Consider the following 21599-nt stretch of genomic DNA (forward strand, 5'->3'; position numbering starts at 1 on the left):
TTCGATCTGAACACGTTCCTTGACGCTCAGTTGCGTGTATACCGCTCCCATGGCAGGCTCTCTCCATTAGATAACCATCTGTTTTCTAATGGGAGTCGCACTTGAGGGTAGCGCGCACCCTTCGCCTCACTGGATACGCAGAATAGGCGTTATGTAATATTATGGTCGCCAGATCACACAATGACGCTTCTTGAGCCTGCGGAGCAGCCTCGACACGTCTATATGCTCGCGCCCCGAGAGGAAGCGGATCGCCTTGTCGTGTGGGCGCACCCGGGCCGACCGCCCGTTCGAGATCAGACCCGATCTCGAACGGCCGTCTCGGCGCAGGCCCGCACAGTTAGCCGCTCAGGCCGCCCGTCTCCAGGCCGATGATCTTGGTCATCGGCTCCGTCAGCATCGGCGCGAGAATCTCCGTCACCTCTTCCCAAAAGGCGTCGTCGCCGGCCACGGACGCCGAGAGGATCCCGGAGTCCCGCAGCCCTGCCACGATCTCCGGCGCGTCCAGATCCGCGGCAAGGGCCTGCAGCCGCCCGGAAATCGGATCGCGCAGATCGTAGGGGGCGCAGTCATGGGTGCGCCCCGAGACATGGCGCAGCCAGGCGGCGGTGGCGAAGGCGAAGGCCCGCAGCGGCACGCCGCCGCGGCGCGCGTCGGGGATGGCGGAGAAGATGCGCTGCGGCATCTTCTCTGAGCCGTCCATGGCAATCTGGAAGGTCGCGTGGGCGATGGCCGGGTTCTCGAACCGTCGCAGCAGCGCCTCGGCGTAACCGCCGGTGTCGATGCCCTCGATCGGCGGCAGCGTCGCGGCGGCGGCGGCGAGGTGGCGCCGGACAAGCGCCGCCAGCGGCGCGTCGGCCATGACGTCGCGCACATAGGTGTCGCCGGCATGGAAACCGGCATAGGCCAGCATCGAGTGGCTGCCGTTGAGCATCCGCAGCTTCATCGCCTCGAAGGCCGAGACATCGCTGGTGAAGATCACGCCGGCGGCCTCCCAGTCGGGGCGGCCCAGCGGGAAATTGTCCTCGATGACCCACTGGAAGAAGCGCTCGGTCTCCACCGCCGCCAGATCCTCGCAGCCGAGACGCGTGGCGGCCTCGGCGCGGGTGGCCTCGGTCGCGGCGGGGGTGATGCGGTCGACCATGGTCGAGGGAAAGGCGACCTCGGCAGCGATCCAGTCGGAGAGCGCCGGGTCGAGGCGGCGGGCGAAGTCGACCACCGCGCCGCGCAGCAGCACACCGTTTTCCGGCAGGTTGTCGCAGCAGAGCACGGTGAAGGGGGCCAGACCGGCCTCACGGCGCCGGCGCAGCGCCTCGGTCAGCAGGCCGAGCACGCCCTGCGGTGCAGCCGGCGCCGCGAGATCGGCGGCCACCGCCGGGTGCGACGGGTCGCAGCCCCGCGCCGCGCGATCGAGGCCATAGGCTTTCTCGGTAACCGTCAGCGAGACGATCCTCGTCGCTTCACCTGCCATCGTGGCGAGCACCGGATCGGAGTCTCCGGCGGAGCAGACCGCGTCGGCAATGGCGCCGATGACCCGCGCCTTGGTACCCTCGGCGCCCTTCTCGATCAGGGTGTAGAGCCCGTTCTGGGGATGCAGTTCCTCGGAGGCCCTTGGCGAGCGCAGCGACACGCCGAGGATGCGCCAATCGCCGCCGGAGGCCGCGAGCGCGAGATCGGTCAGCGCCGCTTGGTGCGCCTTGTGGAAGGCGCCGAGGCCGAGATGCACGATGCCGACACCATGCGCCGCGGGATCATAGCCGGGGCGCAGCGCGGCGGGCACCTGATCGAGAGAGGAGAGCCGCATGTCAGGCCTCCGCGACGAGGGGATGCTGGAAGGCATGGTAGAGCCCGCGCAGCTCGGCCAGCCCCTTGAGACGTCCGATGGCCGGGTAGCCGGGCTGGGCCTCGCGACCGATATCGTCGAGGATGTCCTGCCCGTGATCCGGGCGGAACGGGATCGACCAGTCGGCCCGGCCCGCGGCCTTGCGGCGCGCTTCCTCGGCGACGATGGCGCGCACCATTGCGGCCATGTCGGTATGGCCGCTCAGGTGCTCGTCCTCGTAGAAGGAATTCATCACCGCATCGCCTTCGATGGCGACGTTGCGCAGGTGCAGGAAATGCACCCGGTCGGCCAGCGCCTTGAAGATCGCGACGGTGTCATTGTCGGGCCGCGCGCCGAGCGATCCGGTGCAAAGGGTGACGCCGTTGGCGGGCAGGTCGACCGCGTCGAGGATCTTTCGGTACTGCGCCTCCGACGACATGATCCGCGGCAGGCCGAGCAGCGGGAAAGGCGGATCGTCGGGGTGGCAGCAGAGCCGGACGCCAAGCTCTTCGGCCAGCGGGGCGACCTCGGAGAGAAAGTCGATCAGGTGGCCCTGCAGGCGATCTTCCGAAATGCTGTCATACTCGGCAAGATGGGCGCGCACATCCTCGAGGGTGAATGTCTCGGCGGCGCCGGGCAGGCCGAAAACCACATTGCCGGCGAGCTGCTCGCGGCGGGCCTCGTCCATCCCGGCGAAGCGCTCGGCTGCGGCGGCGACCACAGCTTCGGGGAACTGCTCGGCGGCACCGGCACGCTGCAGGATGTGGATGTCGAAGGCGGCGAAGTCGATCAGGTCGAAGCGCATGCAGCGGGCGCCGTTGGGCCGCTCCCACGCGAGGTCGGTGCGGGTCCAGTCGAGCACCGGCATGAAGTTGTAGCAGATGACATCGATGCCGGCCTCGGAGAGGTGGCGCATCGAGACTTTCCAGTTCTCGACATGGGTCTTCCAGTCGCCCTTCTGCTTCTTGATGTCCTCGGAGACCGGCAGCGATTCGACCACGTCCCAGCTGAGGGTCGAGGGGCGGCCATCCTTGCGGGTGCCGATCTCGCGCTGGCGCTGCGCGATCTCCTCCGGTGTCCAGACTGCGCCCGTCGGCACATGGTGCAGGGCGGAAACAACGCCTTCGACGCCCGCCTGCATCATGTCGTCGATGCTCACACGGTCCCGCGGACCGAACCAACGCCAAGTCTGACGCATCGCTAATTCCTCCCTCGGAAGTCATGGCCGGAGCCCGGCCCGTCTCGTGCCAATCCATAGCAGATCAGAATTCTGTTGACTAGTATGGTAGTATCCAGCACGGTGCGGAGCCAAGGGAGGAACGCAATGGGCATCGAGTCGCTCGACATCGGACAACTGGACCTGTCGGCTCCGGTCGGAGCGCAGCTCACCGCGGCCCTGCGCCAGTCCATCATCCGCAATCAGCTCAAGCCCGGCGTCCGCCTCTCCGAGGCCGAGATCGGCGCCCGCTTCGGCATTTCGCGCCAGCCGGTGCGCGAGGCCTTCATCAAGCTCTCCGAAGAAGGCCTGCTCGAAATCCGCCCGCAGCGCGGCTCCTTCGTGCGCAAGATTTCCCTCGAGGCGGTGATGGACGCGCGCTTTGTCCGCGAGGCGGTGGAGGCGGATATCGTCAAGGCCTGCGCCGCCGATCCTGCCCCCGGGCTGGTCGCCGAGCTGCGCGATCAGATCCGCGCGCAGGAGCGGCTGGCCGACGACCGCCCGACGGCCTTCGTGCCGCTCGACGACATGTTCCACCACACGCTGGCACAGGCGGCGGGGCGGCCGAACGCCTGGGCGGTGATCGAGGGCATGAAGACCCAGATGGACCGGGTGCGGCAGATGACGTCGACCAATTTCCCGCTGGCCCATCTCATCACGCAGCACAACGCCGTGGTCGACGCCATTGAGGCGCGCGACCCGCAGGCTGCGGAACAGGCGATGCGCGGACACCTGCAGATGATCCTGCAGGATCTGCCCGCGATCCGTGAAGGCTTTCCCGACTATTTCGACCCGTCAGGAGAATAGTCGCGAAAATTCCAAGGCGAATGAAAGGGAGGAAACCATGTTCGTCACCAAGTCTCTCAAGACCCTCATGCTCACCGGGATCGCGACCGTCGCGCTGACCGCATCGGCGATGGCCGCCGACATGACGCTCAAGCTCGGCCACCCGGCCAACGAGGACAACATCTGGCACAAGGCCTCGATGAAGTTCGCCGAGGAGGTCGCCGCGCTGACCGAAGGCCGCATCGAGGTCGAGGTCTATCCCAACGAGACCCTCGGCAAGGAAATGGACGTCATCAACGGCATGCAGCTCGGCACCGCCGACATGACCATCACCGGCGAGTCGCTGCAGAACTACGCCCCGATGGCGGCACTGCTGGCGATCCCCTACGGCTACAAGACGCTCGAGGACATGGACGCGGTGGCCGGCGGCGAGCTCGGCGACAAGATCGAACAGCAGATCATTGAGAAGGTCGGCATTCGCCCGATCGCCTATTTCGCCCGCGGCCCGCGCAACCTGACCTCGAACCGGCCGATCGCGTCGCCCGATGACCTTAACGGCCTGAAGATGCGCGTGCCCAACGTGCCGCTGTTCCTCAACGTCTGGAAGGCGCTTGGCGCGAACCCGACGCCGATGGCCTTCTCCGAGGTCTTCACCTCGCTGCAGAACGGCACCATCGAGGCGCAGGAGAACCCGCTGGCGCTGATCAAGTCGGCCAATTTCAACGAGGTGCAGGACTACGTGAACCTGACCCAGCACGTGCGCTCGTGGATCTACCTGACCCTGTCCGACATGGCGTGGCAGCAGATGTCGGAAGCGGATCAGGCCGCGGTCATGGAAGCCGCCGCGCGGGCACAGGCCTGGGAGCGCGAGCAGTTCCTCGCCGACGAGCAGCAACTGCAGTCGCAGCTCGAGGAGCTCGGCATGGAGTTCGTCGAGGTCGACAGCGCGGCCTTTGCCGCCGCCGCCAAGGAAGCCGTGCTGAGCTCGGTCGCCGAAGAGATCCGCCCCGACGTGGAGCAGCTCTTCGCCGAGTGATCGGCCAGACCCTTCGAGGATCTTCACGCGGGCCCGTTCTCTGTTGACGGGCCCGCGCCCCCTGCCCCGGCCCGGCGCATCACGCCCGGGCCACCGGATTTCCCCCCTCCCGACGAGGACGACCATGGAAAAGTTCACCTCGGTCCTGACCGTCATCGCCCGGGCCGCCACCGGCCTCGCCTTCATGGTCATCATCGTGGCCGTGGTGGTGCAGCTTCTGGGCCGCTCGGGCGTCATCAGCTCGGTCGTCTGGACCGAGGAGCTGACCCGCTTCGCGCTGCTCTTCCTCGCCGCCTTCGGCGTCGGTCTGAGCTACCGCTCCGGCAACCTCGTCAATGTCGACATCGTCTGCGAGGCGCTGCCCGAGCGCGCCGCCTGGCTGCTGCGGCTGGTCTGCGCCGTCATCACCTGCGCGTTCGGCCTCGTGCTCGTCAAGGCGACCTGGCTCTACGTCTCGGTCGGGGCGCGCCAGACCGCGCCTTCGCTGGGGGTGCGGATGGACTGGATCCACGCATCGGTGCTCGTCGCCCTGCTGTCGCTGAGCCTGTTCGCGGCGCTGCGCATCATCGGGATGCTGACCGGAACGACCGACGGCAAACCCGACCGTCTCGAAGAGGACGCCTGACATGGAACTCGCCATCCTTCTGACCTGCTTTCTCGGCGGTCTCGTCATCGGCCTGCCGGTCGCGGTGACGCTCGGCGTCGCGTCCCTGGCCTACCTGTCGTTCAAGGGCATGCCACTCGTGGTGATCCCGCAGAAGATGTATGCCGGCATGGACACCTTCGTGCTGCTCTGCATCCCGGGCTTCATCCTCGCCGGCAACCTGATGAACGCCGGCGGCATCACCGGGCGCATCGTCCGTCTTGCGCAGGCGATGGTGGGCTGGATGCGCGGCGGTCTGGGTCTGACCAACGTTGCCGCCTCGATGCTGTTCGGCGGCATCTCGGGCACCGCCGCCGCCGATGCCGCCTCGATCGGCGGCATGATGATCCCGGGCATGAAGAAGGCCGGCTACCCGGCGGATTTCTCGGCCGCGATCACCGCCGCCTCCTCCACCGTCGGGCCGATCATCCCGCCCTCGGTGCCGATGATCATCGTCGGCACGCTGTCGGGCATCTCGGTCGGCAAGATGTTCATCGCCGGCGCGCTGCCGGGGATCCTGATGGGCGTCGCGATGATGATCACCGCCTGGATCATCGCCCGCCGCCGCAACTTCCCGCGCCAGCCGTGGCAGGGCTTCGGCGAGCTCGGCCGGGCCTTCCTCGGGGCGTTCTGGGCCGTCGCCATGACCGCCTTCATCGTCGGCGGCCTGCTGATCGGCTTCGCCACCCCCACCGAGACCGCCGTGGTCGCCTCGATCTACGCCTTCGTCGTCGGCGCCTTCGTCTATCGTGGCCTCAAGCTGCGCGACGTGCCGCGCATCGTCATCGATAGCGCGATCTCCGCCGCGGCGATCCTCGTGCTGGTGGGGCTCGCCAACGTGTTCGGCTGGATCCTCGTCTCCGAGCGCATCCCGCAGATGATCGCCAACGCGGTGCTCAGCATCACCGACAACAGGTTCCTCGTGATCCTGCTGATCAACCTCGTGCTGCTCTTCGTGGGCATGTTCATGGAGACCATCGCCGCGCTGATCATCCTCTTCGGCCCGCTCCTGGCGCTGGCCACCGGGGTCGGGGTCGATCCGCTGCATTTTGCGGTCTTCGCGGTGCTCAACCTGATGATCGGGCTCACCACGCCGCCGGTTGGCGTCTGCCTGTTCATCTGCGCCGATATCGGCCGGGTGTCGCTGTGGCAGGTGACCCGCGCCATCGGCCCCTTCCTCGTGACCAACATGATCGTGCTGATGCTGGTGTCCTACATCCCGTTCTTCAGCACCTGGCTCCCCTCGCTTCTCAGCAATTAGGACTGATCCCATGACGATCCGCATCGCTCGCCTGCATGGCCAGAAGGACCTGCGCGTCGAAACCCTCGAAGACCCGCAGGCCGGGCCCGGCGAGGTCGTCGTCGCGATCGGCGCCGGCGGGATCTGCGGCTCCGACATCCATTACTACACCGACGGCGGCATCGGCACGATCCGGGTGCGCGAGCCGATCATCATCGGCCACGAGGCCGCCGGAACGGTGGTCGAGCTGGGCGACGGCGTCGATGGGCTCTCGGTGGGCGACCGGGTGGCGGTGAACCCGTCGCACCCCTGTGGTGCCTGCCGGTTCTGCCGCGAGGGTGCGCATCAGCATTGCCTGAACATGCGCTTCAAGGGCTCGGCGATGTTCCTGCCGCACGAGCAGGGCTTCTTCCGCGACCGGATCGCCATCGGGGCCGCGCAATGCCACAAGATCGCAGAGGGAGTGCCGATGGCCGAGGCCGCGCTGGCCGAGCCGTTGGCGGTCTGCCGCCGCGCCGTGACCCGCGCGATGGAGATCGCCGGCCCGCTCGAGGGCAAGCGCGTGCTGGTGACCGGAGCGGGCCCCATCGGCGCGCTCTGCGTGGCGCTTTCTCGGCATTTCGGCGCCGCCGAGATCGTGGTGACCGACCTGCAGGACGCCACGCTCGAGGTGGCGAAGGCGGTCGGCGCGAGCCGTGCCGTCAACGTCGCGAAGGATGCCGAGGCGCTGGCGGAATACGAGATCGACAAGGGACAGTTCGACCTGTGTTTCGAATGCTCCGCCGCCGGCCCCGCGATCCGCTCGGCCATCGCCTGCACCCGCCCGCAGGGCACCATCGTGCAGGTCGGCGTGATGGGCGACACGCCGGTGCCGTTCAACATGCTGGTGGCCAAGGAGCTCAACCTCGTCGGCACCCACCGCTTCGATGCCGAGTTCGGGCAGGCGGTCGAGCTGATCAACAGCCAGACGCTGACCCTCGCGCCCATCGTCACCCACAGCCTGCCGGTGGACGAGGTGCAGGCAGCCATGGATCTCGCCCTCGACCGGGGAAAGGCGGTCAAGGTCCAGGTGGTATTCTGAACCTGATACGGGGCTGATCTGTCGCACCGCTCCGGCGCCGTGGCTTTGCGGTGGGGCGGCGCTCGCCGTCGCAAATCTGACAGGGTACCGCGCCGCCCACCCCGACCAATGGGAGAGGCCCTGCGCAGCGCCCTCTGCCCCGCGCCCGGCGACGCGGTCCGAGGCTCCGTCTGCCCTCGCTGCGATGCTATTCACGCGGAAACAAACGGCCCCCGAAGAAGGAAACAGACGGCCCCAGAAGAAGAAGGGCGGCCCGCGCGGGGCCGCCCTCCAGGCATTGCGATGACGCAGCGCTTACCAGGAGGTCAGCACGGTGCCGTGGTATTTCTCTTCGATGAACGCCTTGATCTCGGGGCTGTGGTAGGCGTCGATCAGCGGCTGGACCCAGGGCTGTTCCTCGTCGCCTTCACGCACCACGATGATGTTGACGTAAGGATTATCGGCGCTCTCCATCGCGATCGAGTCTTCCTTCGGGTTCAGGCCCGAGGCGATGGCGTAGTTGGTGTTGATCAGCGCCGCGTCGAGATCGGCCAGCGAGCGCGGCAGCTGCGCCGCGTCGAGCTCGCGGAAGCGGATGTCCTGCGGGTTCTCGACGATGTCGAGCACCGTCGGCACCAGGCCGGTGCCCTCGGCCAGCCTGATCAGCCCGAGGCTCTGCAGCACCAGCAGCGCGCGGCCGCCATTGGTGGGATCGTTGGGGATGCCCATCGAGCCGCCCTCGGGGAAGTCGGCCATGTCGGTGATCTTGTCGGAATAGACGCCCATCGGGGTGGTGATGGTGGTCGCCACCGGCACCAGCGCGAAGCCGCGATCCTTCACCTGGTTGTCGAGATAGGGGTCGTGCTGGAACGAGTTGGCCTCGATGTCGCCATCGGCCAGCGCCTGGTTCGGCACAACGTAATCCGAGAACTCGACCACGTCGATGTTGAGGCCCATCGGCTCGGCGATCTTGGCCACCTCTTCCATGATCTCGGCATGCTCGCCGGGCGAGACGCCGACCTTGATGTCCTCGGCCGAGGCGGTGCCGGCGATCAGCGCCAGCGCGGAGACGACGGGGATCAGTCGCTTCATGGGGGATTTCCTTCCTTGATGCATTCTTCTGATGCTTGAACGTGGGATCAGCGGCCGCGGTTGCGCGGCGCGCGCTTGTCGACCAGTCTGGCCAGCCCCTCGCCGAGGGACTGCACGAGCTGGACCAGCACGATGAGGATGACGACCACCGCCAGCATGACTTCGGGCATGAAGCGCTGGTAGCCGTAGCGGATGCCGAGATCGCCCAGACCCTCGCCGCCCACGGCGCCGACCATGGCCGAGTAGCCGATCAGGCTGACCACGGCGAGCGTCAGGCCCAGCGTAATGCCGGGCAGCGCCTCGGGGATCAGCACCTTGCGGATGATCTGCAGCGGCGTCGCGCCCATGGCGCGGGCGGCCTCGATCAGGCCGCTATCGACCTCGCGGATGGCGTTTTCGACCAGCCGGGCGATGAAGGGCACGGCGGCGATGGTCAGCGGCACGATGGCGGCGGTGGTGCCGATCGAGGTGCCGGCGATCAGCCGGGTAAACGGGATGATCGCCACCACGAGGATGATGAACGGCACCGAGCGGGTGGCGTTGACCACCAGCCCCAGCACCTTGTTGACCGCCGGCGACGATAGCAGCTCGCCGCGCTGCGAGACCGCGAGGTAGACGCCGATCGGCAGGCCGAACAGCGTCCCGAGCGCGCCGGAGATGGCGACCATGTAGAGCGTCTGAAGCGTCGCTTCGATCAGCATGTTGATCAGGTTAGCCGACATAGCCCAGCACCTCCGTAATCAGCTCGTGACGTTCGAGATAGGCGCGCGCCTCGGCCCCGCGCCCGGCCTCGACCGAGACCAGCAGGTTGCCGAACGGGTGCGGGCCGATCTCCTCGATGGCGCCGGCGAGGATGTTGACGGCGATGCCGAGCTCCGAGGTCAGCATGGCGAGCATCGGGTCGGTGGCATGGCGCCCGGCGAAGGTGACGCGGATCACCTCCTGCGCTTTCCCCTCCGGACGCTCCGGCTGCAGCCGGTCGGCGATGAAGCTCGGCAGGGTGACGCCGGTGATCCCCGAAAGGAACGAGCGCGTGGTGGGATGCTTGGGGTCGGCAAAGACCTCGTAGGTGCTGCCCGCTTCGACGATGCGGCCGCCGTCGATCACCGCCACATGGCTCGCGATGTCGCGCACCACCGCCATTTCGTGGGTGATCAGAAGGATGGTCAGACCGAGATCGCGGTTGATGTCGGCCAGCAGCTTCAGCACGGTCTGCGTGGTCTCGGGATCGAGCGCCGAGGTGGCCTCGTCCGAGAGCAGCACCTTCGGCCGGGTGGCGAGTGCCCGGGCGATGCCGACGCGCTGCTTCTGCCCGCCCGAAAGCTCCGCCGGGTAGCGCCGGCTGAGATCCTCGAGCCCGACGCGGGCGATCAGGTCATCGACCCGCGGCTTGATCTCGGACGAGGGAACGCCGGCGATCTCAAGCGGCAGCGCCACGTTGCCATAGACCGTGCGCGAGCTCAGCAGGTTGAAGTGCTGGAAGATCATTCCGACATCGCGGCGGATGTGGCGCAGCTCGGCGGCGCTGGCGCGCCCGACATCGTGCCCGGCGACCGTCACCGTGCCCGTGGTCGGCTGCTCCAGCCCGTTGACCATGCGCAAGAGCGTCGACTTGCCGGCGCCCGAGCGCCCGATGATTCCGGTGATCGTCCCGGCCGGCACGTCGAGGCTCACGTCCTCGAGCGCCATGACCTGGCCCGAGCCCTTCTTGTCGAAGGACTTGCCAAGGGCCGCGAAGCTGATCGCGGCGCCTGTTGTCTGTTTCTCGGCCATCCGAGCCTCTCGCTAGCGTCCGGCCTCCTCCCGCGGCGCGATAGACCGGATTAGCCGGACGGACGCAAGGGGCTGTCTGTGCAAACCCGTTGTCCGCCGGGCCGCAGGCTCGACCGACAGGCGATCCCCGCCAGGCGCTGGATTGCGCGGCGCGGCGGTTAGCGGGCGTTGTTGCGCAGCAGGTCGCGGTAGCGCTCGAGGCTGCCCTCGAGATGCGCCTTCATCGCCTGCTCTGCCGCATCGGCATCGCCGAGGATGATGGCATCGATGATCCGGTCGTGCTCGCTGACCAGATCCGGGTTCGGCACGTAGGCGCGCGGCGGCCCGCGCCGCGGCTCGAGCTCGACCCGCGGCACGAGGCCGGGCCGGATCAGCGACAGGAACTCGGGGAAGCGCTTGTTCTGAGAGGCTTCGGCGATGGCGTAGTGAAAGGCGAAATCCGCCTCCCGTGTCGAGGCGCCGGTCTCGAAGCACTTGGCGACCTCGCCCTGCGCCTTGACGATCTTGTCGATCTGCGCGCCCGAGCGCCGGGTCGCGGCCAGCGCGGCGGAGCGGATCTCGAAGGCGGAGCGCAGCTCGAAGAGCTCGATCACGCCGGACAGCCGCTCGGTGTCGAGATCGGAGAACGGGCGCTGCTTTGCCTTCGACGGGTCGAGCACGTAGACCCCCGAGCCCTTGCGTGCCTCGATCAGCCCCTCCGAGCGCAGCTGCGCGAAGACCTCGCGCACCACGGTGCGGCTGACCGAGTGCCGGCGCGTCAGCTCCGATTCGCTCGGCAGACGGTCACCCGGCGCGAAATCGCCCTGGTCGATCGCCGCGCGTAGCTCGTCGGCGATCACCGCGACGCGGGTGCGGGCGGGGCGCGGCTCCGAGCTCGGGGCCGCGATCTCGGCTGAACCTGTCTTGGACACGCGGCACGGCCCCTCTTTCTGTTACACAGATCTCGAAACTACCGGAAAGCGCGGCCTGCCGTCCAGCCCCATGCCCGTGGACAATCGTCCTATCCTTGCGAAATCCCGTATTGACCGCCCCAAATAATCTGTAATACAACTTGTCATACAGAATTGAAGGCCTGCAACCGTCGAGGCGCTTGCGGCACGGGAGGACCAACACGTGATCATCACCGACGTCACCGCGCGGGTGTTCCGGCACAAGACGCGCCGCCATTCCGACAGCGCCGGCCATGCCCATCCGGGGCCCGAGCACGAGGTGCAGCAGGGCATCCTGACGATCCGCACCGAGGATGGCCACGAGGGCCACAGCTTTGCCCCGCCCGAGGTGATGCGCCCGCATGTGCTCGACAAATACGTCCGCAAGGTGCTGATCGGGCAGGACCACCGCGACCGCGAGCGACTGTGGCAGGACCTCGCCCACTGGCAGCGCGGCTCGGCGGCGCAACTCACCGACCGCACGCTGGCGGTGGTCGATTGCGCGCTCTGGGATCTCGCCGGGCGCACGCTGGGCCAGCCGGTCTACAAGCTGATCGGCGGCTACCGCGACAAGGTGCTGGCCTACGGCTCGACGATGTGCGGCGACGAGCTCGAGGGCGGGCTCGCCACGCCGGAGGATTACGGCCGCTTCGCCGAGACACTGGTGGCGCGCGGCTACAAGGGCATCAAGCTGCACACCTGGATGCCGCCGGTGAGCTGGTCGCCCGACGTCAAGATGGACCTCAAGGCCTGCGCCGCCGTGCGCGAGGCGGTGGGGCCGGACATCCGCCTGATGATCGACGCCTTCCACTGGTATTCGCGCACCGATGCGCTGGAGCTCGGGCGCGGCCTCGAGAAGCTCGGCTTCGACTGGATCGAGGAGCCGATGGATGAGCAGTCGATGTCGTCCTACAAGTGGCTGGCCGATCAGCTCGACATCCCGGTGCTGGGCCCGGAAAGCGCCGCCGGCAAGCACTGGCAGCGGGCGGAATGGGTCAAGGCCGGCGCCTGCGATATCCTGCGCACCGGCGTCAACGATGTCGGCGGCATCACCCCCGCGCTCAAGACGCTGCACATGGCCGAGGCCTTCGGGATGAATTGCGAGGTGCACGGCAACACCGCGATGAACCTGCAGGTGGTGGCCGCGGTGCGCAATTGCCGCTGGTACGAGCGCGGCCTGCTGCACCCGTTCCTCGAATATGATGACGGGTTCGACTACCTGAAATCGCTGTCCGATCCGATGGATGCCGACGGCTATGTCCACCTGCCCGACCGTCCCGGTCTGGGCGAGGACATCGATTTCGACCACATCGAGAACAACCGCGTGGCCTGAGGCCGCGCGCACCGGGATGTCACGAAACCTGAGGGAGGAGACATGAGACATCTGCTTGCAAGCGCCGCGGTGGCGGTGCTGATGGCCGGGGCCAGCCCGGCGCTGGCCGAGACGCCGAAAGATCAGCTGATCGTGGCGTTCAACATGAACAACGTCCTGACCATGGACCCGGCGGCCATCACGGGAGGCGAGGCCGTCCAGATCCTCAACAACGTCTACGACGCGCTGGTCCAGCTCAACCCGGAGACCCGGGCGCTCGAGCCCCGTCTGGCAGAGAGCTGGGAGATCTCCGACGACAACATGACCGTGACCTTCACCCTGCGCGACGACGCCGTTTTCGCCTCGGGCAACCCGGTCACCGCCCAGGACGTCGAATACAGCTTCAAGCGGCTGCTGACGCTGAACCTGGCGCAAGCCTCGGCGCTGAAATCGCGCGGCTTCGTCACCGAGGACATCGACACCTATTTCGTCGCCAAAGATGACAAGACCTTCGTCCTCACCCTGCCGCAGCAGGACGACCCCAAGCTGATCATGATGAACCTCGCCGAGGCCGGGCGCGGCTCGATCCTCGACAGCAAGGTGGTCATGGAGCACGAGCAGGACGGCGACTGGGGCCAGGCCTGGCTGACCAACAACGCCGCCGGCTCCGGCGCCTTCGAGCTGACCCGCTGGCAGGCCAGCGAATACGTCATCCTCAGCCGCAACGAGCAGTTCTGGGAAGACGCGCCCGAAATGAAGCGCGTGCTGATGCGCCACCTGCCCGAGAGCCAGTCGCAGCGGCTGGGGCTGGAGCAGGGCGATATCGACGTCGGCTTCTCGCTCGCCGCGCCGGATCTCAAGGCGCTCGAGGCCAACGAGGACATCACCGTCGAAACCGTGCCCTCGGCCGGGTTCTACTACCTCGCAGTGTCGATGAAGGACGAGAAATTCGCCAATCCCAAGGTGCGCGAGGCGCTGCGTCACCTGATCGACTATGATGGCATCAACGGCGCGATCATGCCCTTCTTCGGCGTCAAGAAGCAGCGCCCGATCAATTCCGGCGCCTTCGCGCTGCTGCCCGATCCGGGCTATGCGCTCGATGTCGAGAAGGCCAAGGCGCTGCTCGCCGAGGCGGGCTATCCCGACGGGTTCGACACCTCGATCCGGGTGATCTCGACGCAGCAGTTCCTCGACAGCGCCACCGCGATCCAAGGCACGCTGGCGCAGGCCGGGATCAATGCCGAGATCATCACCGGCGATGGCGGCCAGATCTATGGCGCCATGCGCGAGCGCAATTTCGAGCTGCTCGTCGGGCGCGGCGGCGGCGGCCAGCAGCCGCACCCGGACAGCAACCTGCGGGCGCTGATCTACAACCCCGACAATTCCGACGAGGCCGGGCTGACCAACTACCAGGGCTGGCGCACCTCGTTCTACGACGAGGGCCTCAACGCCAAGATCGAGGCGGCGCTGATCGAGCCCGATGGCGACCGCCAGATCGAGCTCTACGAGGATATCCAGGAGACCATCGACCAGGTCGTGCCGTCGATCCAGCCGTTCTCCGAGCGCGTGGTCACCGCCGCCTACCAGGACGGCATCGAGGGCATCGTCGTCGATCCGTGGGTGACCCGCTTTGAGGACGTCACAAAGCTCCCCTGACGTCGGCACATCGCTGACGCTGAAAGGCGCGGGTCCGTCCCGCGCCTTTCGTTTTCCAGTGTCTTTGACCTGTCTCGGTTTGCCAATTTCGCTTTGCGGGACTCGCTTTCCGCTCCCACTTACCGGTTCCGTCTTGCCAGGCGCCGAGAGGCTCAGAGGCTGCGGGCGAGGAACGCCACGGCCCCCTCGAGCGTGGTGGCGGGGCAGGTATGGGCGCGGTCGTGAAAGCCGGTGTCGGGCGCTGGCCCTCCCGCTGCGGCGGCGATGGCGGCCAGCCTATCCCAGGCCCGGGCCACGCTATCTTCGGGCATGTGCGGGTCGCCCCGCCCGGAGCGGTAGAACTGCGGCTTCGCCCCGCAAAGCCCCGCGAGATCGGGGAAATCCGCGTGATGGGCGAGGCCGGGATGCAGCATCCAGAACGCCGACTGCCCGCGCAAGAGCGGCGCGCCGGGGCGCATCAGGTCGGCACGGCAGGCCATCCATGACAAGCTTGCGTGGGCCCTGACCTGCGCACAGAGCGCCGCCACTTGCCAGGCGCGGAAGCCGCCCCAGGAGAAGCCGAAGGCGCCGATGCGGGCGGCGTCGATGCCGGGCTGTCCCGCCAGCCAGAGCGCCGCCTGCACATCCTCGGCCGCGACCAGCCCCGCCAGCGACCAGCCGAGCCCCAGCGCGTTGGAGGCGAGCGCCTGCTGCGCCTCGCCCCCGCCCTGCCAGCGCCGGCCCCAGCCCGGCGCGTCGAGGCAGAGCACCGCGAAGCCGGCCTCTAGAAAGGCCTGCGCCGGGGCCCTGCCCTCGTAGAGCCGCGCCCGCGTCTCTTGCGAGGCGGGCAGGTCACAGAGCTTTTCCCAGCCGGTCTCGAAAGACCCGCCATGCTCGTGCAGCAGCAGGATCGCCGGATGCGGGCCGGGGCCATGCGGGCACAGAAAGACGCCCTCGGCCTCCGCGCCGGTGGCGAACGTCAGAGTCACGCGCGTGCCGTCGCAGAGCCCCTCCGCCGGCGCGTCGCAATCGGGCAGCTCGGCGCGCCAGAGCGTGCGCAGCCGCTCTTCCCAGACGCGGAAAGGCCCTCGCGCAGCGGCGAAGGCCAGGGACATCGGCAGGGCCTGCCGCCGGCGCTCGAGGAACGCCGGCAGCGCGGGCGGGTCAGATCGCCCGTTCATATTCGAGGCTCGCGCCGATCAGCTCCTTGGCATAGGGCTGCGTCGCCCCGCCCCCGGTAATCGCCGCGCGATCGAGCACCTCGACGATGCGGCCATGCTGCATGATCGCGAAACGGTCGCACATGTGATCGACCACGGCGAGGTCGTGGCTCACCATCAGGTAGGTGAAGCCCTTCTCCTTCTGCAGCCGGACCAGCAGGTTCAGCACCTCCGCCTGCACCGAGACATCGAGCGCCGAGGTGGGCTCGTCGAGGAACAGCACGTCCGGTTCGAGGATCAGCGCGCGGGCAATGGCAACGCGCTGACGCTGGCCGCCCGAGAGCTGGTGCGGGTAGCGGTCAAGAAACTCCACCGGCAGCCCCACATCGCGCATCGCCTGCGCCAGGCGCGCCTCGCGGTCGTCGAAGCCGTTGATCCGCAGCCCCTCGTCGAGCGCGGTGCGGATCGAGTGGCGCGGGTGCAGCGAGCCATAGGGATCCTGAAACACCATCTGCACCGTGCGGCAGCGCTCGGCCAACGGCATCTTGCGGACATCGTGATCGCCGATGCGCACCGTGCCGTCCCAGATATTGGTCAGCATCGAGGCGCAGCGCAGGATCGTCGACTTGCCCGAGCCGGATTCCCCCACGAGGCCGAAGCACTCGCCCGCCGCCACGTCGAAGCTGACATCGTGCAGCACCCGGACCGGGCCGAAGCTGATGGAGAGCCTGTCGATCGAGATCGGTTTCATGCGTCTGCCTCCAATGGCTCGAGCCAGCTGTCCTGCCGCGCCAGCACCGGCAGCGGCTCGCGGGAGCCACCGATGCGCGGCTGCGCCGCCAGCAGGCCGCGCGAATAGGGGTGCCGGGCGTTGTCGAGATCGCGCGCGTCGAGCGTCTCGACGACGCGGCCGGCATACATGATCAGCACCCGGTCGCAGAACGCGCGCACGAGGTTCAGATCGTGGCTGATCATGATCAGCCCGATGCCCTTGTCCCGCACCAGCCCGTCGAGGATGCGCAGCACCTGCAGCCGCACCGTGACGTCGAGCGCCGAGGTCGGCTCGTCGGCGATCACCAGATCGGGGCTGGTGAGCAGCATCATCGCGATCATCACCCGCTGCCCCATGCCCCCCGAGACCTCGTGCGGGTAGAGATCATAGACCCGCTCGGGATCGCGGATATGGACCTGCTCGAGCATCGCGATGGCGCGCGCCTTGGCCTCGGCCTTGGAGCATCTGACATGCGTCCGGTAGGCCTCGGCGATCTGATGGCCGCAGCGCTGGATCGGGTTCAGCGAGAACTTGGGATCCTGCAGGATCATCGACATGCGCTTGCCGCGCACGTCGAGCATCTGCTTCTCGGGTGCGTTGAGCAGGTCGACCTCCTCGAACTGCATGCGGTCGGCGGTGATCTCGGCGGTGTCGAGCAGGCGCATGATCGCCCGCCCCACCGTCGACTTGCCCGAGCCGCTCTCGCCCACGATGCCGAGCCGTTCGCGCCCGAGGGTGAAGCTCACGTCCCGCACCGCAGGTGCCAGCGCGCCGGGATAACGGATCGAGAGCCGTTGAATGTCGAGTACCGGATCCATGCCCTACCTCTTGTTCATCTGCTTGGGATCGAGCGCGTCGCGCAGACCGTCGCCCAGAAGGTTGAAGGCGAGGCTGACGCAGAGGATCGCGATGCCGGGGAAGGTCACCAGCCACCAGCTGTCGATCATGTAGCGCCGCCCGGTGGCGATCATCGCACCCCATTCCGGCAGCGGCGGCTGCGCGCCGAGGCCCAGAAAGCCGAGCCCCGCCGCGGTGAGGATCACCGTCGCCATGTTGAGCGTCAGGCGAATGGTCACAGACGGCAGGCACATCGGCACGATGCTCTTCCAGATGATCCGCGCCGGAGAGGCGCCCTGCAGCCGCGCCGCCGAGATGTAATCGGCCTGCCGGAAGGTCAGGGTTTCGGCCCGCGCGAGCCGGGCAATCGGCGGCCAAGCGGTCAGCGCGATGGCGATGATCGCGTTGTTGAGGCTCGGCCCGAGCGCCGCCACGAAGGCCAGTGACAGGATCAGCGAGGGAAAGGACAGGAAGATATCGGTGATGCGCATCAGCACGGTGTCGACCTTGCCGCCGAAATAGCCCGCAACGGTGCCGAAGAAGAGGCCGAGCGGCCCCACCACCACGGTCACCAGAGAGATGATCGTGAGGGTGATGCGCGAGCCGTGGACGAGGCGCGAGAAGATATCGCGGCCAAGCTCGTCGGTGCCGAAGAAATGCGCCGGTGACGGCGGCTGCAGGGTGGCCTGAAGGTTCTGCGCGTAGGGGTCGTGCGTGGCGATCAGCGGTGCGAAGAGCGCCACGAAGATCAGCAGCGCCAGCACCACCAGCCCGAAGAGCGAGGTCGGCGAGCGGGTCAGGAACAGCACGATGTTGCGGGCCGCGATCAGGCTTTGCGGCATCCGCCGGCGCGCCGCGGGGGCGGGGATGTCACGGGTCATGCTCATCTCGTCCTCGGGTCGAATACGCGGTAAAGGATGTCGGACAGGATGTTCAGCCCGATGAAGATCACGCCGACGATCAGCACGCAGGTCATCACCGCGTTCATGTCGCCGATCAGCAGGTTCGAGGTCAGGTATTGCCCGAAGCCCGGCCAGGCGAAGACCGTCTCGATCAGCACCGCCCCCTCGAGCAGCGCGCCATAGGCCAGCGCCACGATGGTCACGAGCTGCACCCGGATGTTGCCGAAGGCGTGGCGCCACACGGTCTGGCGCCGGCTCAGCCCCTTGACCCGCGCCGTGGTGACGTATTCCTGCCCGAGCTGGTCGAGCATGAAGCTGCGGGTCATGCGGGTGATGTAGGCCGAGGAGGAATAGCCCAGCAGCGCCGCCGGCAGGATGATGTGGTTGATGGCGCTGCGGAACACCTCCCATTCGCCGGCCAGCGCGCTGTCGATCAGCAGGAAGTTGGTCCGCTCGGGCACCATGCCGATATAGAACTGGCTCATCCGCCCAGATCCGCCGACCCAGCCAAGATTGGCGTAGAAGATCAGCAGCGCGATCATCCCGGTCCAGAAGATCGGCATCGAGTGGCCCATCAGGCTGATCACGCGGATCAGCTGGTCGGGCCAGCGATCCTTGTTGACCGCCGCGATAACCCCGAGCGGCGTACCGAGGCCTGCGCCGATAATGATGGCGAAGGTGGCGAGCTCAATGGTGGCCGGCAGCACCCGGGCGATATCCTGCAGCACCGGCTGGCCGGTGCGGATCGAGGTGCCGAAATCCAGCGTCACCACGTCGCGCAGGTAGAGCAGGAACTGCTGCCACATGGGCCGGTCGAGCCCGAGCTGGCGGTAGACGTTTTCATAGACCTCGCGGGTCGCATCCTCGCCAACGATGGCGCGGACCGGGTCTACCGGCATGATGCGCCCGATCACGAAGGTCAGTATCAAGAGGCCGAAGAGGGTCACGAAGATCGAGACTCCCTGTTCGGCAATGCCATTCAGGCGGCGCCTGTCGAGCCGCATGTTCCCCTCCCTGGCCGTCGAATCTGACGGCCCCATTCAGTCATACACATCTACATACTTGTTATACAGGTTGTGATCTGTCAAGGTTTGTTCAGGATCCCTCGGGTTTTCCGCCTTAGCGTGGCGCTTCGCCACATATAACGGAAGTCGCATGGACAAGGATTTGAACAGATGTCATACTTCAGATCACTATCCTGTATGAGAAGTAAGCAAGCAAGCCATGGATATGCCAGCCAAGATGCGCCGTTCTGACCGCTCCGAGACCGGGCGAACGCTTGTCGAGACGGTGCGCGAAGCGCTGCGTGAGCAGATCTCCTCGGGCGCCTATCCGCCCGGCACCCGGCTTCCGAGCGAAGCGCAGATGACGCAGGAATTCGGCGTCAGCCGCACGGTGATCCGCGAGGCCATCGCCTCGCTGCGCGCCGACGGGTTGGTCGAGCCGCGCCAGGGCGCCGGAGTGTTCGTGCTGGCGCCCCCTGCCCCGGTGGAATTGCCGTTCCAGAACATCGACTTCGTGCGCATCTCCTCGATGATCGAGCTGCTCGAGCTGCGCACCGCGGTGGAGGCCGAGGCGGCGGCACTGGCGGCCCAGCGGCGTTCGCCGGCGCAGGAGGAGAAGATCATCGGCTGCCTGCGCGAGGTCGACCGCGCCGCAGATGCCGGCGAGCTGACGGTGGAGGCCGATTTCGCCCTGCACCTCGCCATCGCAGAGGCCACCAACAACCCGCGCTTCGGCGATTTCCTGTCGATGATCGGGTCGAACCTGATCCCGCGCAAGGTGCTCACCGAAAGTGACTCCGAGCCGGTCCCGCGGGAATATCTCGACGTCATCTCGGCCGAGCACCACGAGATCGTCAACGCCATCCTCGACGGCGACGAAGAGGCCGCCCGCGCCGCCATGCGGCAGCATCTCAAGGGCAGCCAGGCGCGCTACCGGGCGCTGCTCCGGGCGGGCAGTTTCGGCAAGGCTTGACGCCTCCTCATCTGTCATACATATCTGTCATACATGTTTGCAACGGCGCGCCGCGCCGACGAAAGGATGGATCATGACAGAGCCCGTAAAGACCTTCCCGGTGGTCTCGCCCGACACCGGCGTGCAGCGCCAGGTCCTGGCCGACGCGCCCGAACTGATGGTGGTCTCGTTCCGCTTCGAGCCGGGTGCCGAGGGCGCGCTGCACGATCATCCGCATGTGCAATCGACCTATGTCGAAAGCGGCCGCTTCCGCTTCCACCTCGACGGCAAGGAGTTCGAGATCGGCCCCGGTGACAGCTTCGTCATCCCCTCCGGCGCGCGTCATGGCTGCGTCTGCCTCGAGGCAGGCCAGCTCGTCGACTGCTTCACCCCGCGCCGGGACGATTTCCTGTAAGCGCGGCCTCCTGATCGGGCTCGTCGAGCCCCATCAGTTGCCCGTCGCGCGACAGCGCCACCCGGCGCAGATGCGCGCGCGGGCTCAACCCCATGATGCGCTTGAAGCAGCGTGAGAAATAATACGGATCGGCATAGCCGACTTCGGCCCCCGCCGCTCCGACCGTGAGGCCCGACTCGAGCAGGTGCGCGGCGCGCTCGATGCGGCAGAACTCCTGGTATTGCTTCGGTGTGCGGCCGATGCGGTCGCGGAAGGCGCGGTGGAAGTAATCGGGATTGTAGGGCGCGTCCGCAACCACTTGCGCCGCGATCTCGGCCTCGAGCGGCGCGGCGGCGATGCGCGAGGCCGCCTTCATCACCGCCAGATCGATGCCCGCGCCGGGATCCACCGGCACCGCCTCCTGCCGCCAGCCGAGGAAGGCATCGTCGATAAAGGAGAGCAGCATGACCATGAACAGGTGATGCTGCGGCAGGGTCACCGAGGCGGGCGGCGCGCTCTGGCGGTAGTGCCGGATCATCGGGCCCAGCACCTCCCAGCGCGACAGTCGCACCTTTGGCCGCAGCCGCATCTGTCCGATCAGGTCGTGGGTGCCATGCGCCGACAGGGTGAAATGCTGCGCCACGCCAAGGTAGGTGTCCGGACCCTCGTTCCAGCCCTCGAACGGCGTGTCGCGCGGCAGCAGCATCGCCTCCCCCGCCGAGAGCGTCTGCAACCGGCCGCCGATGCGGTACTGCCCGCAGCCCTCGAGCGCCACCACCAGATCCTCGACCGGATTCTCCTTCTCGATCCGCCAGGTGGTCGCGTGCTGCATCCGGATCGCCGCGCGGGTCAGCGTCAGGGTGAGCGCGCCGGGCGGGAAACGCGACAGGACGCCACCTTCGAATTCGTCCATCTTTTCCCCCGTGATCGTCAATTTATCTTAACGCTCCGATCTGTCACTAATTCATCATACAACTGCGATCGGCGCAATGTCACAGGGCGGAGGAGGCCCGGCACGCCATCGGACCCGGCGCCGC

21 protein-coding genes are annotated in these 21599 nt (G+C 67.3%); 9 read left to right on the forward strand and 12 right to left on the reverse strand.

Annotated features, from left to right (window positions below; genetic code table 11):
- Positions 1–337 precede the first annotated feature (337 nt).
- A complete protein-coding gene (locus KUV62_RS19000) occupies positions 338–1801 on the reverse strand; it encodes a mannitol dehydrogenase family protein (RefSeq protein WP_222605318.1) in 1464 nt (487 codons plus the stop codon).
- 1 nt (position 1802) lies between these two features.
- A complete protein-coding gene (gene uxuA, locus KUV62_RS19005) occupies positions 1803–3017 on the reverse strand; it encodes a mannonate dehydratase (RefSeq protein ID WP_222605319.1) in 1215 nt (404 codons plus the stop codon).
- Between the two features lie 126 nt (positions 3018–3143).
- Here uxuA and KUV62_RS19010 point away from each other — a divergent pair, with 126 nt between their 5' ends.
- From KUV62_RS19010 to KUV62_RS19030, 5 genes are all read left to right on the forward strand, one after another.
- Positions 3144–3842 carry a GntR family transcriptional regulator gene (locus KUV62_RS19010; RefSeq protein ID WP_222605320.1) on the forward strand — a complete coding sequence of 233 codons (699 nt, stop codon included), beginning with the start codon at positions 3144–3146 and terminating at the stop codon, positions 3840–3842.
- A gap of 37 nt (positions 3843–3879) precedes the next feature.
- The gene (locus KUV62_RS19015) at positions 3880–4857 is read left to right on the forward strand and encodes a TRAP transporter substrate-binding protein (RefSeq protein ID WP_222605321.1); all 978 of its coding nucleotides are present in this window, start codon (positions 3880–3882) and stop codon (positions 4855–4857) included.
- Between the two features lie 124 nt (positions 4858–4981).
- Entirely contained in the window at positions 4982–5482 is a 501-nt protein-coding gene (locus KUV62_RS19020; RefSeq protein ID WP_222605322.1) for a TRAP transporter small permease, read from the forward strand.
- A gap of 1 nt (position 5483) precedes the next feature.
- Positions 5484–6761 carry a TRAP transporter large permease gene (locus KUV62_RS19025; protein ID WP_222605323.1) on the forward strand — a complete coding sequence of 426 codons (1278 nt, stop codon included), beginning with the start codon at positions 5484–5486 and terminating at the stop codon, positions 6759–6761.
- 10 nt (positions 6762–6771) lie between these two features.
- A complete protein-coding gene (locus KUV62_RS19030; RefSeq protein WP_222605324.1) occupies positions 6772–7821 on the forward strand; it encodes an L-idonate 5-dehydrogenase in 1050 nt (349 codons plus the stop codon).
- Between the two features lie 294 nt (positions 7822–8115).
- Here the strand turns inward: KUV62_RS19030 and KUV62_RS19035 are convergent, their stop codons facing one another.
- The 4 genes from KUV62_RS19035 to KUV62_RS22835 all read right to left on the reverse strand — a co-directional run bounded on the left by KUV62_RS19035 (position 8116) and on the right by KUV62_RS22835 (position 11576).
- A complete protein-coding gene (locus KUV62_RS19035; RefSeq protein ID WP_222605325.1) occupies positions 8116–8892 on the reverse strand; it encodes a MetQ/NlpA family ABC transporter substrate-binding protein in 777 nt (258 codons plus the stop codon).
- Positions 8893–8939: 47 nt separating this feature from the next.
- Positions 8940–9614, reverse strand: coding sequence for a methionine ABC transporter permease (locus KUV62_RS19040; protein WP_222605326.1), 675 nt, complete (start codon positions 9612–9614; stop codon positions 8940–8942).
- Complete coding sequence (locus tag KUV62_RS19045) at positions 9604–10665, reverse strand: methionine ABC transporter ATP-binding protein (protein ID WP_222605327.1); 1062 nt, start codon at positions 10663–10665, stop codon at positions 9604–9606. Before KUV62_RS19045 ends, KUV62_RS19040 begins: the two co-directional genes overlap by 11 nt.
- 158 nt (positions 10666–10823) lie before the next feature.
- Entirely contained in the window at positions 10824–11576 is a 753-nt protein-coding gene (locus tag KUV62_RS22835) for a FadR/GntR family transcriptional regulator (protein ID WP_315901598.1), read from the reverse strand.
- A 202-nt stretch (positions 11577–11778) separates the two neighbouring features.
- Here KUV62_RS22835 and KUV62_RS19055 point away from each other — a divergent pair, with 202 nt between their 5' ends.
- Together KUV62_RS19055 and KUV62_RS19060 are read left to right on the forward strand one after the other, a co-directional pair.
- On the forward strand, positions 11779–12927 hold the full coding sequence (locus KUV62_RS19055) for a mandelate racemase family protein (RefSeq protein ID WP_222605328.1): 1149 nt from the start codon (positions 11779–11781) through the stop codon (positions 12925–12927).
- A 42-nt stretch (positions 12928–12969) separates the two neighbouring features.
- Entirely contained in the window at positions 12970–14562 is a 1593-nt protein-coding gene (locus tag KUV62_RS19060; RefSeq protein WP_261395775.1) for an ABC transporter substrate-binding protein, read from the forward strand.
- A 152-nt stretch (positions 14563–14714) separates the two neighbouring features.
- Here the strand turns inward: KUV62_RS19060 and KUV62_RS19065 are convergent, their stop codons facing one another.
- Genes KUV62_RS19065 through KUV62_RS19085 form a run of 5 tightly spaced genes read right to left on the reverse strand, consistent with a single transcriptional unit; the run spans position 14715 to position 19216 of the window.
- A complete protein-coding gene (locus KUV62_RS19065; protein WP_222605329.1) occupies positions 14715–15722 on the reverse strand; it encodes a dienelactone hydrolase family protein in 1008 nt (335 codons plus the stop codon).
- A complete protein-coding gene (locus KUV62_RS19070) occupies positions 15706–16452 on the reverse strand; it encodes an ABC transporter ATP-binding protein (RefSeq protein WP_222605330.1) in 747 nt (248 codons plus the stop codon). The genes KUV62_RS19065 and KUV62_RS19070 overlap by 17 nt, the downstream gene beginning before the upstream one ends.
- Positions 16449–17291: an ABC transporter ATP-binding protein gene (locus KUV62_RS19075; protein ID WP_222605331.1), complete on the reverse strand. Its 843-nt coding sequence runs from the start codon at positions 17289–17291 to the stop codon at positions 16449–16451. The genes KUV62_RS19070 and KUV62_RS19075 overlap by 4 nt, the downstream gene beginning before the upstream one ends.
- A 3-nt stretch (positions 17292–17294) precedes the next feature.
- Entirely contained in the window at positions 17295–18197 is a 903-nt protein-coding gene (locus KUV62_RS19080; protein ID WP_222605332.1) for an ABC transporter permease, read from the reverse strand.
- Positions 18194–19216: an ABC transporter permease gene (locus tag KUV62_RS19085; RefSeq protein WP_222605333.1), complete on the reverse strand. Its 1023-nt coding sequence runs from the start codon at positions 19214–19216 to the stop codon at positions 18194–18196. Before KUV62_RS19085 ends, KUV62_RS19080 begins: the two co-directional genes overlap by 4 nt.
- A 238-nt stretch (positions 19217–19454) precedes the next feature.
- Between KUV62_RS19085 and KUV62_RS19090 the strand changes: the two genes are divergently transcribed.
- Both KUV62_RS19090 and KUV62_RS19095 read left to right on the forward strand, forming a co-directional pair.
- Entirely contained in the window at positions 19455–20189 is a 735-nt protein-coding gene (locus KUV62_RS19090) for a FadR/GntR family transcriptional regulator (protein ID WP_222605334.1), read from the forward strand.
- Positions 20190–20262: 73 nt separating this feature from the next.
- The gene (locus tag KUV62_RS19095) at positions 20263–20583 is read left to right on the forward strand and encodes a cupin domain-containing protein (RefSeq protein ID WP_222605335.1); all 321 of its coding nucleotides are present in this window, start codon (positions 20263–20265) and stop codon (positions 20581–20583) included.
- On the opposite strand, the gene KUV62_RS19100 is transcribed toward KUV62_RS19095, so the two are convergent.
- Entirely contained in the window at positions 20555–21475 is a 921-nt protein-coding gene (locus KUV62_RS19100; protein WP_261395776.1) for an AraC family transcriptional regulator, read from the reverse strand. The two genes, KUV62_RS19095 and KUV62_RS19100, sit on opposite strands and share 29 nt — an antisense overlap.
- Positions 21476–21599 lie beyond the last annotated feature (124 nt).

Source organism: Salipiger bermudensis (assembly GCF_019801965.1).
GTDB lineage: Bacteria > Pseudomonadota > Alphaproteobacteria > Rhodobacterales > Rhodobacteraceae > Salipiger > Salipiger bermudensis_A.